The sequence below is a fragment of the Rahnella rivi genome (assembly GCF_019049655.1).
Classification (GTDB): domain Bacteria; phylum Pseudomonadota; class Gammaproteobacteria; order Enterobacterales; family Enterobacteriaceae; genus Rahnella; species Rahnella rivi.
Window position 1 is genome coordinate 271,023 of sequence record NZ_JAFMOX010000063.1, and the last position, 15,412, is coordinate 286,434.

The window sequence follows — 15,412 nt, forward strand, 5'->3', positions numbered from 1 at the left end:
TTATTTCCCCCGCGCCAGAACTTTGCGGTACAGCACCGGCAGCGAAATCACCACGATCAGCATGGCGCCGACAATCACCGACATCACAATTCCCGGCACATTCAGCAGGCTGAGGCCGAAGGTTAGCAGGCCCATCAGGAACGCGGCGATAATCACGCCGGTCATGCTGCCGGAGCCACCGAGCACGCTGACACCGCCGAGCACCGCCATGGTGATCACGCTCAGTTCCCAGCCGAGCGCCAGCGTCGGACGCGTGCTGCCAAGGCGTGAGGTCAGCAGCACCGACGCCAGCCCGGACATCACGCCCACCAGCACGAACAGCGTCAGGTTATGGCGTTTGACGTTGATGCCTGAATACCACGCGGCGACCGGATTGTTGCCGATGGCGTAAGTGTGGCGGCCAAAATTCGTTTTGTGCAGCAGGAAATAAAATACCGCGCCGAGCACCAGGAACAGCGCGAACTCAAACGACAGCGGCCCCCAGACGTAGCCCTGACCAAACCATGCAAAACTGGCCGGATACTGGTTGAGCGACTGGTCACCGAGCAGCACATAAGTGATGCCACGGAACAGACTCATGGTGCCGATGGTGATGACGATAGACGACAGATTCAGCCGCGTAACCAGCAGCCCGTTGACCAGCCCGCACAGCAATCCTACGCTCAGCCCGACGCCGACCAGCGCCGGCGTGGGTAAACCCGCCTGCGCGCAGAACCCCATCACCGTTGAACTCAGCGCCATGGTTGAGGCGACTGACAAATCGATTTCGCGGGCGATGATCAACATCGCCATCGGCAGCACAATGATGGCTTTTTCGGTGAAGTTAAAGGTCGCGTCCGACAGATTCCAGATATTGAGGAAGTAGGGCGAAGCGAGGGCATTCGCGCCAAATACCAGCAGCGTGACAACCAGCAAAAAACCTTCCCAGCACATCAGGCGGCGGAAAAACGGCGTGGCGGCCAGGGTGGTTTTTTCTCCGGCGGCGGAATGCGGCGCGGTGCGCGATGCTAAGGTCTTGTTCATGATCTTACCCCGGTTTCAGTTCGCACAGGCTGGACAGCAGGAGAGTGACGCAGGATCAGCCGTCCTTTACGTTTATTGGCGCGTTCGTTGAGGATCACCGCGATCACAATCACGCCGCCGGAAATCGCCATCTGCCAGAACGGCGACACTTCAATCACCGGCAGGGCATTGTTGATAACGCCGAGGAACAGCGCGCCGAGCAGGCAGCCGACCACTGAACCGATGCCGCCCATGGTGCTGATGCCGCCGATAACGCACGCCGCAACAATCTGCAATTCAAAGCCGTTGGCGACATCGACGTACGCCACCGCGAAGCGCGAAATCCACAGATAGCCGCAGAATCCGGCCAGCGCGCCGGAAAGGCAGAAGCTGACGAACTGCATTTTGCCCGCATTGATGCCGGTGTAATACGCCGCCGTCGCGTTGCCACCTGCGGTATATAAAGCGCGACCGGTGCGGCTGTAACGCAGGAAGTACGCCACCAGAATCAGCGCGGCAATCGCGCACCAGCCGAGCAGCGGCAGGCCGATAAAGGTCGTACGTGGCAGGCTGAGAAAATCCGGGCTCATCTGATGGGCGTTGATCCAGCCACCGTTGGAGAGCAGAAAAATGATGCCGCGATAAATGCTCATGGTGCCGAGCGTGACCACAATCGGCGGAATACCGACTTTCCACACCAGCAGGCCGTTAATCGCGCCCATCACCAGCCCGAGCAGCGTCGCCAGCACCACCAGCGACCACACCGGAATATCCGGGTGATGGAAGTTAATCAGCGCGACGATCATCCCGGTCAGCGCCAGATTCGCCGCCATCGATAAATCGATGCCTTTGGTTAGCAAAACCATCATCTGCCCGAGGGCTAGGATGATCAGAATCGAGGTATCGTTAAACATCTCCAGCAGATTACCGATGCCGATAAACTCCGGCGAACGCGCGCCCACGGCGAGCACCATCAGGACAATCACCACCGCCAGCAGCAGCTCGCGGTATTTCAGCAGGTTTCTGATCATGCTGCCTCCTCGCCAGCGCCGCTGGCGGCGCTGACAATCATTTCTGCGCTGGCTTCACCGGCCCTGAATTCCGCCACCATCAGCCCTTCATGCATCACGATGATGCGATCTGCCATGCCCATCACTTCCGGTAATTCGGATGACACCATAATCACCGCCAGCCCGCGCCCGACCAGTTCAGACATAAACTGGTGTACCGCCGCTTTGGAGCCAATATCAATGCCTTTTGTCGGCTCATCGAGAATGATGATGTCCGGTTTCGTGGCCAGCCATTTGGCAATGACCACTTTTTGCTGATTCCCGCCAGAAAGGGTGCCCACCGCCTGTTTCCAGCTCGATGCCTTGACCTGCAACCGCCGGGCGTAATCATCTGCCAGCGCCCACTCTTTTTTGTCATTGAGTACGCCACGCGGATTGAGCTGGCTGAGCTGTGGCAGGCTGATGTTCTGGCTTATGGGTAAATCAATGATCGCGCCCTGTTTCTGGCGCTCTTCCGGCACGTACACAATCCCTGCCCGGATGGCCTGAGAAGGGCGCGAGAAGTGCTGCTCTTTGCCGTTGATCAGGATCTTGCCGCCGCCTGGCTGCGTAACGCCAAACAGCGCCTGCATAAGCTCGGTGCGGCCAGCGCCCACCAGCCCGTAAAAGCCGAGGATTTCGCCTTTGCGCAGCGAGAAATTAATGCCTGAAAATTCGGTCGGATGGCTGAGGTTTTGCACCTCAAGCACCGTTTCGCCCGGCGCGCAGTTCACTTTCGGGTAAGCCTGACTGACTTCGCGGCCAACCATCATGGTGACCATCTGCTGCTCGCTGATGTCGCTGATTTTGCCGGAACCGACATAGCTGCCATCGCGCAATACGGTGTAGTAATCGGAAATAGAGAAGATCTCGTCGAACTTGTGCGAGATAAACAGGATGGCTTTGCCTTCGTGTTTCAGGCGTTCGACAATCTGATAAAACTCAACGATTTCATGCTGAGAAAGTGCGGCGGTCGGTTCATCGAGGATCACCACCTGCGCATCAAACGACAGCGCGCGGGCGATCGCCACCATATGGCGCTGCGCAATGCTCAGGTCTTTCAGCGTGGCGTGCGGATCGATGTTCACTTCCAGGCGGGTCAGAATGTCGCGCGCCTGCTGATGCATCGCCGGCCAGTTCAGGCGTTTGAACAGCCCGCCATAAACGTAGTGGCCGACGAAGATATTCTCGGTAACGGAAAGCTCGTCAAACAACACGGTTTCCTGATGAATGGCGGTAATCCCGACTTTGTGCGCGGATTCCGGCGTCGGCAGTTTGATCGGAATGGCTTTGTAGCGCAGTTCACCCTCTTCCGGCTGATAAATTCCGGTCATGACTTTCACCAGCGTCGATTTCCCCGCGCCGTTTTCGCCAATCAGGGCGGTGACTTTTCCCGGATATAAATCCACATGCACATTATTCAGTGCCCTGACGCCCGGAAAGACTTTGCTGATGTCTTTTAGTGATAAAAGCGGTGTGGTATCGGTCATAGATGTCTCCTGACGAAGCACAACAAAACGGCTGACCGCAGACCGGTCAGCCGCATTCAGGATCAGAAAATTTTAGAGAATTTGTCGATGTTGCTGGCGTCGTAAACGAACGGTTCTGCCATTGCGCCGCTGCCGTCAGCGTCCAGTTTGACTTTGCCTAAACGGCCCATGCTGGCTTCGGTTTTGGTGGCAGTGCCTTTGACTAAATCGTCAGCCAGATAGGTGGCGGCGTAACCGAGATCGATCGGATTCCAGATGGCGAAGCTTTTGGTCGCGCCGGATTTCACGGCACCGGCCATTTCAGAAGGCAGCCCCAGGCCGGTCACGTACACCTTGCCGATTTTGCCCTGATCTTTCACCGCCTGCGCCGCCGCCACGATACCCACGGAAGACGGAGAAATAATCACTTTCAGATCCGGATAGGATTTCAGCAGGCCGATGGTTTCACGGTAGCTTTTATCTGACAGATCATCGCCATACGCGACGGTCACCAGATTCACCGAAGGGTACTTCGGCAGCACCTTTTTCATCTCCGCAATCCACAGATTCTGGTTAGTGGAGGTTGGGGTGGCGCTCAGGATCGCCACGTCGCCTTTCTCAACGTTCAGGGCTTTCAGCGCGTCGGCGGCCAGTTTGACGTTGGTTTCGCCAATCAGCGCATTGTTAGACGGATTAAGGTGGATCTGACGGCCGTCTTTGGCGACACCGGAATCCCACGACACCACTTTAATGCCGCGCTGCATGGCTTTTTTCAGCACCGGCACTAACGCATCCGGGTCATTGGCGGAAACTGCGATGGCATCGACACCCTGAGCGATCAACCCGTTCAGCACTTCGATCTGCGCCTCGGCGGTGGTTGTCGTCGGGCCGGTGTAAATCACTTTCACGTCGCCCAGTTCTTTCGCTGCCTGCTGTGCACCCACGTTGGCCGCTTCAAAAAATCCGTTGCCCAGTGATTTCGCGACCAGTGCAATTTTCACTTCTGCCGATGCCGCGCCTGCCAGCAGGATACTGCTCGCCATCAGGGTAAGGCTCAGTACGTGTTTTAATTTCATTGTTTGTACTCCGCATAAAGTTTAACGACCAAAAGTTGCCGACGCGCCAGGCGCATGATCACGACTCTAGGAGGTTGCTGATAAACTGACCTTTCCGCGAGTGCCAGTTCTAAGCCAACTATGGCAAAGGTGCAAAGGTTTAAGAGAACAACCTCACAAATTGATAACAATGTTGTGGCGGGCAACGCAAACGGTCAGAAAAACACAGGTTTTTGATGCAGAAAACCCGCACTAAAATCAGGCGTAAACCTGCGTCGCACAGCGGATTTCGCAGGATCAGAGGCAGAAAGAAAGGTTTTGTTCAAAAGCGGCTGATGGGTCACAGTTTCAGCCTGATGCGAGGGGGCAGCGACGACTAAGATATTACGATAATGTTAATAAGGAGTCGCAAATGACCGTGTTACGCAGTAGCGAATATTTTGCCTCAGGAGATTTCCCGGTCGCCATTGAACCCCGTTATCCGCAGGAGACGTTTCCTGAACATCATCATCAGGATTTCAATGAAATAGTGCTGGTCGAACAGGGCACCGGCACCCACGTTTTTAACGATCAGCCGCTGCTGCTCAGCGCGGGCAGCGTCTGTTTTGTGCGTCACCGCGATCATCATCTCTACGAAGACACCGACAACCTGCACCTGACCAACGTGCTGTACCGCAGCCCGGAGGCTTTCCGCTTTCTGAATGGGCTTGGCGATCTGCTGCCGCAGGAAGTCGATGGCATTTATCCGGCGCACTGGCGTATCAATCCCGGCCAGATAGCGCAGGCAAAAACGCTGATCGACCTGCTGGCGCGCAAACCGGTCCGAACGTCACCGGAGTCTCAGGCGCAGCAGGAACTGTATTTTATGCAGCTCTTACTGCTGCTGCGAAAAGGCAGCCGTGAGGTGGGATACAGCGGGCAGGGCGGTGACCTGAATAATTTACTCGACTGGATGAATGAGCATTACGACGAAGAGATCGACTGGCCGGTGCTGGCTGAAAAGTTTTCGATGTCGCTGCGCACCCTGCACCGGCAGATGAAGCAGCAAACCGGCTGCACGCCGCTCAACTATCTCAACCGTCTGCGCCTGCTCAATGCCCGCAACCTGCTGCGATTCACCGACAGCTCAATCACTGACATTGCGCATCAGTGCGGCTTCTGCGACAGCAACTACTTCTCCACTCTCTTCAAACGTGAATTCGGCTACGCTCCCCGCAACGCGCGTTTATGATCCGCAGTCGTTATCTCCAATTTGCAAAAATGTTACGTCGGGCAGTCCGACCATGACATTTTTGCCATTTCCCACGCCGTACTGGCAGTGACGGAAAGGTAAAACCCGGTCGGATAGAACAGGCTGTTAAAACTTCACAAAAAAGAACTTATTTTTTAACAACTCGTTCATCACCTCTATCCGTACTTTGGAGACTCCAGCTATGGGCACAGTTCAGAAACGTATGTACATCAACGGCGAATTCGTTGAAAACACCGGCGGAAAGTGGATTGACGTTGTGAATCCGGCGACTGAACAGGTGATTTCGCAGATCCCTGAAGGTACGGCAGAAGATGCCAAAAGAGCCATTGATGCCGCCGAAGCGGCGCAGCCGGGCTGGGAAGCGCTGCCTGCGGTGGAACGCGGCGTGTGGCTGCACAAAATCGCCGCCGGTATCCGCGAACGCGAAGCCGAGCTGACGCAAACCATCATTGCCGAAGGCGGTAAAACCTACGGCCTGGCACAAACCGAAGTGTTGTTCACGGCGGATTACCTGGATTACATGGCGGAATGGGCACGCCGTTACGAAGGCGAAATCATTCAGAGTGACCGGCCAAACGAAAACATCTTTGTGTTCCGCAAAGCCATCGGTGTGACCACCGGTATTTTGCCGTGGAACTTCCCGTTCTTCCTGATCGCCCGCAAAGCGGCACCGGCGCTGATCACCGGTAACACCATCGTGATCAAACCGAGTGAAATCACCCCGAACAATGCGGTGATCTTTGCTGAAATCATTCACCACATCGGCCTGCCAAAAGGCGTGCTGAACATTGTCACCGGCTACGGCCCGACCGTCGGACAGGAACTGGCGGCCAACCCGAAAGTTGGCATGGTCAGCCTGACCGGCAGCGTGGCGGCGGGTATCGCCACCATGACCGCTGCGGCGCAGAACGTCACCAAAGTTTCGCTGGAGCTGGGCGGCAAAGCGCCCGCCATCGTGATGAACGACGCCGATTTAGATCTGGCGGTAAAAGCCATCGTCAGCTCGCGCGTCATCAATACCGGGCAGGTGTGTAACTGCGCCGAACGGGTCTATGTGCAGCAAGGCGTTTACGACGAGTTCATTTCGCGCCTCAGCGCTGCCATGAAAGAAGTGACCTTCGGCAACACGGCGGAGAAAAAAGAGCTGGATATGGGGCCGCTTATCAGCGCCGCAGCATTACAGCGCGTGGAAGACAAAGTGGCGAAAGCTGTCTCACAGGGCGCGAAAGTGCTGCTGGGCGGTAAGCGCGAGGGCGGCACCGGCTTCTTCTACCCGCCAACGTTGCTGGTGGATGTGAAGCAGGAGATGCCGATCATGCACGAGGAAGTGTTCGGGCCGGTGCTGCCGGTCGCGACGTTCAACACGCTGGAAGAAGCCATCGCGATGGCGAACGACAGCGAATACGGCCTGACGTCGTCGATTTACACCAGCAACATCAATACGGCGATGAAAGCGCTGAAACAGCTGAAATTCGGTGAGACTTACATCAACCGCGAAAACTTTGAAGCGATGCAGGGCTTCCATGCGGGCTGGCGTAAATCGGGTGTCGGCGGCGCGGACGGTAAACACGGCTTGCAGGAATATCTGCAAACCCACGTGGCCTATCTGCAATTCCATTGATCATTTAATCCTCTCCGCCGGAACAGGATCGCCTGTTTCCGGCGTGAGGTGACCTCTACCAGACAAGGACACGCCATGCGCCGCAGCGATTTTCTGACCGCCATCCGCCAGCATAAATTCATTCACGCGCTGTTCCCGGCAGAAGATTCGCAGCCCGATCCTGTGCAGGCTTTTGCGCGCGCGCTGACCCTGAGCGGCGGCATCTGGGATGATCATTTTTTGCAGACTCCGCTGACGGGCTATACCACGCTGAACGCTTACCTGCGCGAACTGTACCCGGCAGATTCCCTGTTTTGTTCCGCGACACCGGAGATTATCGCGGACATCGATTTTGACGCCCGTACCCCGGCGACCGCGTTGAAAGACGCGGATGTCGGCGTGGTGCGCGCCTGTTTTGGCGTCGCCGACACCGGTGCGATTTTTCTCAGCGACCCCGCGCTTGCCGTAAACACCCTCAGCGCAATGGCGAAAAACCTGGTGGTATTGCTCGACGTCAAACATATCGTTGCGCATCTGCACCTCGCCCACCGTCAGCCGCAGCCCTTTAATGCCCGCTACGCCATTATGATCACCGGCTCCGCCGCGATAGCCGACAGTGAAAGTGCGCTGATGCTGGGAGCAAAAGGGGTGACGAATCTGCGGGTGATCGGGATCTGACCTCAAAAAAACCGCAACATCACCTGTACTGCCCCGCTCAAAATAACTCCCCTAAATAAAAGAAATCCTATCTGATACAATCAGTAAATCGATGTACATCGGGCATGTCCTGAATATTTCCTGTGAGTGAGCGCGACAACCATGAGCGTGATACAAAGCCTTATCAAACAAGCCTTTGGCACCGGCAACGGTCACGAAGCGGCCACTTTCCTTGCCAGCGCCTGCAACCGCATGAAGGCCATGGATAAAATATCCATCGCCCGTGAAGTGGAAAGCGCGCTCAGAGGCGTCAGTTTCAGCCGTGCCGAGGCCGATAAAGCTAAAGTCAAAACCGTTTTTAAAGATACGGCTGTCACCGTCGAAAGGCTCGCCGCGCTGGAAAAACAGGTGCGCAGCCTGACGCATGAACTGGCGGTGGCGCGGAACAAAACCGACGGCGGCAACCCTGAAGAGCTGGCCCGGCTGCAAGGGGAGTTGTACCGCCTCAACACGCGGGTCAGTGAACTTCTTAACCAGTCTGAACGCCTCAAAAAACAGCACGCCGATGAACTGGCGCTCATGCGCTCACGCCAGCGCGCGGCGGGCAATTCCACCTCGGCAGAACTTGACGCCGCCAACAGCCTGATTGCCTATACCGGCAGCCAGATGTCCGCCATGGCGGCGGCACGCGACAGCCTGCAACAGCGGTTAACCGCGCTGGAAACGGAGTCTGAACGCCGCCTGCGTGACGAAGAAGATAAACGCCATGCCGCCAACCGTCGTGCAGACGGCAATTACGCACTGCTGGGCCAGCAAAAAGAGCTGACCGCCGAAGCCAACCGTAAAATCACCCAACTGCGGGTGAACCTGAAATCGCAAGAGTACGAAGGGCAATCGGCGAAGAGCGAGGCGGCAAAACTGAATAAGCAGATCGCCGAACTGATGAGCGAAAACAGCCGCTTAGCGGCGCAATCTCAGCATCATGAAGCGCAGTGCGAAAGCCTGAACAACGCGCTCGGGCGAACTCAAAAAGAGCTCGCCGCCTGTAAAGCACAAAAAGGACGTTTCACCCGCTGGATCCACATTCCCAGCGCCATCATGGGCCTCGCCGTGGTCGGCCTGGTGATGTACACCGATGACCACACCGGGCATCTGTCAGACAGCCTCACCCCGGCTGCATTTTTGGGGTGCGTGGTCTATGCGCTTTCGCTCATGATTGCTTTCACCCGCAGGGCGTAGAGCGGGGGAAACCTTACTTCACCCCATTGCCGCCTGCTCAATCAGGGCGGCCACTTCTTTCGGATGTGACTCATACACTGAGTGGCTGGCACCGGCGATTTCGACGGTGTGGCTGTGTGCGCGTTTGGCGTACATCCGCTCTAAATCCGGGTTAATGATTTTGTCGGACATGGCCACCATGTACCAGCTGGGTTTCACTTTCCATGCCGGGTCAGGAATGTTGGCGGTGAAGACGCTGGCGGAGGTCAGCATCTGCGCCTTAGCTTCGAATTCCGCCTGTTTACGTGGCAGGTCAGCCGCAAAGTCGGACGGGAACACCGCCGGGTTGATGTAGAGGAATCCGTCCGGCGTTTTGACAAACGGGTGCGCCGAGTTGGGGAATTTCTTACCGTTGGTCGCTTCCGTTTCACCGTTATCCAGCGCGTGAGCGGCGATATACACCAGCCCCGCCACGTGCGGGTCATTTCCTGCTTCCGTAATGATCGCGCCGCCGTAGCTGTGGCCTACAAGGATCGCCGGGCCATTTTGCTGGTCCAGAATGCGTCTTGTAGCCGACACATCTTCCGGGAAGGACGTCAGCGGTTCCTGCACCAGCGTCACGTTATAGCCATCGTGCGTCAGAATGTCATACACCGGACGCCATCCCGAGCCGCCCACAAATGCGCCGTGCACCAGCACGATATTTTTTACCGGAGCCGCCATCGCCGCCTGAGAAGCGAATGCCGCCGCAGCGGCTACTATTAATGTTGAAGCTAAACGAAAACGCATGGCAATACCTCATGGAGTTTCTGAAACCGGGGGTGAGGTGCCACTGTGGGCGTCTGGCTCTGTCAGGGGAGTGACGGGCGGATGACAAAAACGACATTGATTGCCGGTTGTTTCCATCCGCGCAGATAACAGGCTGCCGCGCGCGCAAAGATCGCCGCCCATGTACCTTGCGTGCGGAATTTTGTTAAAAAGTTATATTTGTAAAGTTGCGTATGTACTAACAGGAAGAAAATAACTATAGTTAGCGCCTTCCTGATTCTCCATCAGATTGATGGTTTTTTGTCTACTCCTAAAGTCTAAAAGTGAGATGTGCATCGTATTTTAACGCGGCTCTCCGCTCGCACTTTTAGCTAACAGAAAAAGAACGCCTAAAGTGAACGCCAAAACCTCTGCTTTTATCATCACCTTTTTGTCATTTTGTAGCCCGGTTTCAGTCAGTTACGCACTCTCTGCTACCAATACACCGAAAAGTGACACTGACGACGCCTCCGACTCATCTTCACTGATGATCATCAAAAAACAGGGCACCGGTGGCCTGTCCGAGCTGGACACCCCGGCAGCGGTCAGCGTGATCGACGGCGACGATTTCAGAAACAGCAAAGCGCAGGTCAATCTCTCCGAAAGCCTCGGCAGCGTGCCGGGTTTACAGGTGCAGAACCGCCAGAACTATGCGCAGGACCTGCAACTTTCCGTGCGTGGGTTCGGCAGCCGTTCCATGTACGGCGTGCGCGGCGTGCGGATTTACGTTGATGGTATTCCGGCCACCATGCCGGACGGGCAAGGTCAGACGTCGAATATCGATCTCAATTCCGTTGAGCGCGTTGAAGTGCTGCGCGGGCCTTTCTCGGCGCTGTACGGCAATGCCTCCGGCGGCGTGGTGAATGTGGATACCCAGACCGGTTCACAGCCCGCGAAACTGGAAGCAGGCACGTATTTCGGCAGTTACGGATCTTTTCGTAACAGCGTGAAAGCCAGCGGTGCGACCGGCGACGGCACCCACGCGGGCGATGTAAATTACCTGATCTCCGGCTCCCGTTTTACCACCGACGGTTACCGCGACCACAGCGGTACACAGAAAAACCTCGGCAACGGCAAACTGGGCGTGCGCATTGATGACGACAGCACCCTGACGCTGATGTTTAACAGCGTCTCCGTTGATGCCAACGATCCGGGCGGCCTGACAGAATCTGAATGGCACGATGACCCGAAGCAGGCCAAACGTGCCGATCAGTATAACGCACGTAAATCGCTGGACCAGACACAGGTCGGATTGCGCTATCAGCGTCAGATGGGTGAGAACGACGAATTCAGCCTGATGACCTATCACGGCGAGCGCCACACCACGCAGTACCAGACCATTCCGGCCGCCTCGCAGAAAAATCCGCTGAATGCGGGCGGGGTGATTGTTCTTGAACGTAAATACTCCGGCGTGGATACCCGCTGGAAGCATGACGATCAAATTGGTTCGGTGCCGTTCTCGGTCACCGGCGGGCTGGATTATGAAACCATGACCGAGCGTCGCTTCGGTTATGAGAATTTCGACAGTCAGGGCGATCTGGGCGTGAAGGGCAACGAGCGTCGTAATGAAAAGAACGTCATGTGGAACCTCGACCCGTATCTGCAAACGACGTGGAACCTGACGCCGCGCTGGACGCTGGACGTCGGCGCGCGTTACAGCACGGTCAGTTTTGATTCGCAGGACTACTACATTACCGGCAGCAATCCGGATGACAGCGGTTCGCGCCGTTATCACAAACTGCTGCCGATGGCGTCCCTGAACTATGCCGTGACCCCTGCGCTGAACACCTATATTTCAGCCGGTCGTGGTTTTGAAACGCCGACCATCAACGAACTCTCCTACCGCACCGACGGCAACTCTGGCCTGAATCTCGGGCTGGAGCCTTCCACCAGCAACACCGTGGAGCTGGGCAGCAAATGGCGCGTGGGCAACGGTTTAGTCACCGCAGCAGTCTTCCAGACGGATACTGATGATGAGCTGATCGTGGCGCAAAGTGTCGGGGGTCGTTCAAGTTACACCAACGCCGGTAAAACCCGTCGTCGCGGCCTGGAACTGTCTTTAGATCAGCAGTTTGAAGAAAACTGGCGCGTCAAGATGGCCTGGACGCTGCTCGATGCCACCTTCCGTAATGAAACCTGTGGATCCGGTGACTGTACGCCAGCGGGCAACCGACTTCCGGGTATTGCCCGCAACATGGGCTACGCTTCACTGGAGTGGGCACCGGTTGATGGCTGGCACGCCGGCGCCGATGTGCGCTACATGAGTGACATTGAAGTGAATGACGAAAACAGCGAGCAGGCACCGGCTTACACCGTCGCCAGCGTGAATGCGGGTTACCGCTTCAACTGGGACAAAGTGACCCTCGACCTGTTTACCCGGGTCGATAACCTGTTCGACAGAAACTATGTCGGTTCGGTGATCGTCAACGAGGGCAATGGCCGTTACTTCGAACCGGCACCTGGCCGTAATTACGGTGGCGGAGCGACGCTTTCTTACAGTTTCGAATAAATTCAGTTTGTAGAACCACGCAGTGCTGCCCGTGACCTGCACTTTTTGAAGTCGGGCAGCACACGCAAGGAATGACACCCGGTGAGAACCGGATGTTCTTGAAGATTCGGCTTACGCCTGAATCGACGATTATAAAAAATCAGTAAGGTCATCAACTATGGAAACGAAAGCCTCGTTATCACGCATCGTCGTCATAATTACCGCTTTGTTCGCCGCGTTAAGCGGGATTTATCTTCTTGTCGGCGGTATCTGGCTGGCAAAATTAGGTGGTTCTCTTTATTACATTATTGCCGGTGTTATCTCGCTGGTCACCGCGTGGCTGTTGTACCGCCGCCGCTCTTCCGCCTTATTGCTCTACGCGATTTTCCTGTTCGCCACCACGGTGTGGGCCGTATGGGAAGTGGGCACCGACTTCTGGGCACTGACGCCGCGTTTAGACGTTACCTTCTTCTTAGGTCTGTGGATCCTGCTGCCGGTGGTGTACAACCAGATGCTGGCGAAAAACGCTTTCGCACGCGGTGCGCTGGCGGTATCCCTGCTGTTCACCGTGATCGTGCTGGGTTACTCCATCTTCAACGACCCGCAGGTGATCAACGGCACCCTTAAAGCGGCGGATTCTGCGCCGGCAAAATCTGAATCCGGCATTCCTGATGGTGACTGGCCTGCTTATGGCCGTACTCAGGGCGGTACCCGTTACTCGCCACTGAGCCAGATCAACGATAAAAACGTCAGCAAGCTCGACGTGGCCTGGACTTTCCGTACCGGTGACCTGAAGACCCCGAACGATCCGGGCGAAATCACTGACGAAGTCACGCCAATCAAAATCGGCGACATGTTGTACCTGTGTACGCCGCACCAGAAGCTGTTTGCTCTGGATGCCGCGACCGGTAAAGAGAAGTGGAAATTCGATCCGCAGCTCAACTCCAACCCGACGTTCCAGCACGTGACCTGCCGTGGTGTGTCTTATCATGAGACGACGCCAGCCGCGGAAGGTAACACCGCGAACGGCGCAGCGCCTGCTGTCTGTTCACGTCGTATCATTCTGCCCGTCAACGATGGCCGTCTGTTTGCGCTGGACGCTGAAACCGGCGCACGTTGCCCGGCATTCGGTAACAACGGTGAGCTGAACCTGCAAGGCAACATGCCTTACGCGACACCGGGTCACTACGAGCCAACCTCACCGCCAATCATCACAAAATCTGTGATCATCGTGGCCGGTGCGGTTACCGATAACTACTCAAACCGCGAGCCTTCAGGCGTTATCCGTGGCTTTGATGTGGAAACCGGCAAACTGCTGTGGGCCTTCGATCCGGGTGCGGCTGAACCGAACAAAATCCCTGCGGATGGTCAGCACTTCACGCCGAACTCCCCGAACTCATGGGCGCCTGCATCTTATGATGACAAACTGGATCTGGTTTACCTGCCTATCGGCGTGGCAACACCGGACATCTGGGGCGGCAACCGCACGCCGGAAATGGAACGTTACGCGAGCGGCCTGCTGGCGCTGAATGCGACCACCGGTAAACTGGCGTGGTTCTACCAGACTGTTCACCATGATCTGTGGGATATGGACGTGCCTGCACAGCCAACGCTGGCAGATATCACTGACAAGAGCGGCAACAAAGTTCCTGCGATTTATGTACCGACCAAAACCGGTAACATCTTCGTGCTGGATCGCCGTGACGGTAAGCTGATTGTTGAAGCCCCTGAAAAACCTGTTCCGCAAGGCGCAGCGAAAGGTGACCACGTTTCTCCGACTCAGCCGTTCTCCAAACTGACCTTCCGTCCGGAAGCGAAACTGACCGGTAAAGACATGTGGGGCGCAACGATCTACGACCAGCTGATGTGTCGTGTGATCTTCCACAAACTGCGTTATGAAGGCACCTTCACACCGCCATCCGAGCAGGGCACTCTGGTGTTCCCGGGTAACCTCGGTATGTTCGAGTGGGGCGGTATCTCTGTGGACACTGACCGTCAGGTGGCTATCGCTAACCCGATTGCACTGCCATTCGTGTCTAAACTGATCCCACGCGGTCCGGGCAACCCTATCGAGCCAGATGCGAACGATAAGGGCGGTTCCGGTACTGAAACGGGCATTCAGCCACAGTACGGCGTGCCATTTGGCGTGACGCTGAACCCGTTCCTGTCTCCGCTGGGCTTCCCTTGTAAACAGCCTTCATGGGGTTACATCTCCGGCGTAGACCTGAAAACCAACGAAATCGTGTGGAAAAAACGTATCGGTACCGTGCGCGACAGCTCACCGTTACCGCTGCCGTTCAAAATGGGTATGCCGATGCTTGGCGCACCGATTTCTACCGCCGGTAACGTGTTCTTCATCGCAGCGACCGCAGATAACTACCTGCGCGCATTCGATATGAGCAACGGTGACAAACTGTGGGAAGCCCGTCTGCCAGCAGGCGGCCAGGCGACGCCAATGACATATTCTGTGAACGGTAAACAGTACGTTGTTATCGCCGCAGGCGGTCACGGTTCATTCGGCACCAAACTGGGCGATTACATCATCGCTTACGCACTGCCAGACGCTGACGCGAAATAATCAGCCGTCATACGCTTTGAAATGTGAAAGGCCGCGAAAGCGGCCTTTTTTTATGGGCGGTCAGGCATAAAATAAGGGATGAATCGCAGAGTATTCCTGAGTGAATCGCGTCAGCACCGCCGACTTTCTGAAAGAGTTACACCGCTTAACATTCACCCGGTCGCCCTTTGCATGGAGACATTTTCGCTCTGCGCACGCACTGCCGCTCAACATGAGGCAGCGGATGCGGGTTTGTGT

At 56.2% G+C, this 15,412-nt stretch carries 11 protein-coding genes; 6 read left to right on the forward strand and 5 right to left on the reverse strand.

Going from position 1 to position 15,412, the window contains the following annotated elements; all coding sequences use genetic code 11:
* From J1779_RS17725 to rhaS (J1779_RS17740), 4 genes are all read right to left on the reverse strand, one after another.
* Complete coding sequence (locus J1779_RS17725; RefSeq protein WP_238485201.1) at nt 1-1,023, reverse strand: ABC transporter permease; 1,023 nt, start codon at nt 1,021-1,023, stop codon at nt 1-3.
* Nucleotides 1,020-2,033, reverse strand: coding sequence for an ABC transporter permease (locus J1779_RS17730; protein WP_056779792.1), 1,014 nt, complete (start codon nt 2,031-2,033; stop codon nt 1,020-1,022). Before J1779_RS17730 ends, J1779_RS17725 begins: the two co-directional genes overlap by 4 nt.
* On the reverse strand, nt 2,030-3,541 hold the full coding sequence (locus J1779_RS17735; RefSeq protein WP_217204409.1) for a sugar ABC transporter ATP-binding protein: 1,512 nt from the start codon (nt 3,539-3,541) through the stop codon (nt 2,030-2,032). Before J1779_RS17735 ends, J1779_RS17730 begins: the two co-directional genes overlap by 4 nt.
* A 62-nt stretch (nt 3,542-3,603) precedes the next feature.
* Entirely contained in the window at nt 3,604-4,596 is a 993-nt protein-coding gene (gene rhaS, locus J1779_RS17740) for a rhamnose ABC transporter substrate-binding protein (RefSeq protein WP_056779797.1), read from the reverse strand.
* A gap of 391 nt (nt 4,597-4,987) precedes the next feature.
* Here rhaS (J1779_RS17740) and rhaS (J1779_RS17745) point away from each other — a divergent pair, with 391 nt between their 5' ends.
* The 4 genes from rhaS (J1779_RS17745) (at nt 4,988) to J1779_RS17760 (ending at nt 9,323) form a co-directional block, all read left to right on the forward strand.
* Complete coding sequence (gene rhaS, locus J1779_RS17745) at nt 4,988-5,806, forward strand: HTH-type transcriptional activator RhaS (RefSeq protein ID WP_056779799.1); 819 nt, start codon at nt 4,988-4,990, stop codon at nt 5,804-5,806.
* 202 nt (nt 5,807-6,008) lie between these two features.
* Nucleotides 6,009-7,448 (forward strand): aldehyde dehydrogenase, encoded by a 1,440-nt coding sequence (gene aldA / locus J1779_RS17750; RefSeq protein WP_136376133.1) that lies wholly within the window; start codon nt 6,009-6,011, stop codon nt 7,446-7,448.
* A gap of 75 nt (nt 7,449-7,523) precedes the next feature.
* Nucleotides 7,524-8,105 (forward strand): LUD domain-containing protein, encoded by a 582-nt coding sequence (locus tag J1779_RS17755; protein WP_217204410.1) that lies wholly within the window; start codon nt 7,524-7,526, stop codon nt 8,103-8,105.
* 141 nt (nt 8,106-8,246) lie between these two features.
* A complete protein-coding gene (locus J1779_RS17760; protein ID WP_217204411.1) occupies nt 8,247-9,323 on the forward strand; it encodes a coiled-coil domain-containing protein in 1,077 nt (358 codons plus the stop codon).
* Between the two features lie 18 nt (nt 9,324-9,341).
* On the opposite strand, the gene J1779_RS17765 is transcribed toward J1779_RS17760, so the two are convergent.
* Complete coding sequence (locus tag J1779_RS17765; protein WP_217204412.1) at nt 9,342-10,091, reverse strand: alpha/beta hydrolase; 750 nt, start codon at nt 10,089-10,091, stop codon at nt 9,342-9,344.
* Nucleotides 10,092-10,464: 373 nt separating this feature from the next.
* On the opposite strand from J1779_RS17765, the gene pqqU reads away from it, so the two are divergent.
* Nucleotides 10,465-12,618 carry a TonB-dependent receptor PqqU gene (gene pqqU / locus J1779_RS17770; RefSeq protein WP_183849442.1) on the forward strand — a complete coding sequence of 718 codons (2,154 nt, stop codon included), beginning with the start codon at nt 10,465-10,467 and terminating at the stop codon, nt 12,616-12,618.
* Between the two features lie 157 nt (nt 12,619-12,775).
* Entirely contained in the window at nt 12,776-15,175 is a 2,400-nt protein-coding gene (locus J1779_RS17775) for a glucose/quinate/shikimate family membrane-bound PQQ-dependent dehydrogenase (RefSeq protein WP_217204413.1), read from the forward strand.
* Nucleotides 15,176-15,412: the final 237 nt, after the last annotated feature.

Excerpts from the sequence above, each read along its gene's own strand:
- J1779_RS17725 (WP_238485201.1), bottom strand. The coding sequence starts at position 1,023 with ATGAACAAGACCTTAGCATCGCGCACCGCGCCGCATTCCGCCGCCGGA.
- J1779_RS17760 (WP_217204411.1), top strand. The coding sequence starts at position 8,247 with ATGAGCGTGATACAAAGCCTTATCAAACAAGCCTTTGGCACCGGCAAC.
- rhaS (WP_056779797.1), bottom strand. The coding sequence starts at position 4,596 with ATGAAATTAAAACACGTACTGAGCCTTACCCTGATGGCGAGCAGTATC.
- J1779_RS17755 (WP_217204410.1), top strand. The coding sequence starts at position 7,524 with ATGCGCCGCAGCGATTTTCTGACCGCCATCCGCCAGCATAAATTCATT.
- J1779_RS17775 (WP_217204413.1), top strand. The coding sequence starts at position 12,776 with ATGGAAACGAAAGCCTCGTTATCACGCATCGTCGTCATAATTACCGCT.
- aldA (WP_136376133.1), top strand. The coding sequence starts at position 6,009 with ATGGGCACAGTTCAGAAACGTATGTACATCAACGGCGAATTCGTTGAA.
- rhaS (WP_056779799.1), top strand. The coding sequence starts at position 4,988 with ATGACCGTGTTACGCAGTAGCGAATATTTTGCCTCAGGAGATTTCCCG.
- J1779_RS17730 (WP_056779792.1), bottom strand. The coding sequence starts at position 2,033 with ATGATCAGAAACCTGCTGAAATACCGCGAGCTGCTGCTGGCGGTGGTG.
- J1779_RS17735 (WP_217204409.1), bottom strand. The coding sequence starts at position 3,541 with ATGACCGATACCACACCGCTTTTATCACTAAAAGACATCAGCAAAGTC.
- J1779_RS17765 (WP_217204412.1), bottom strand. The coding sequence starts at position 10,091 with ATGCGTTTTCGTTTAGCTTCAACATTAATAGTAGCCGCTGCGGCGGCA.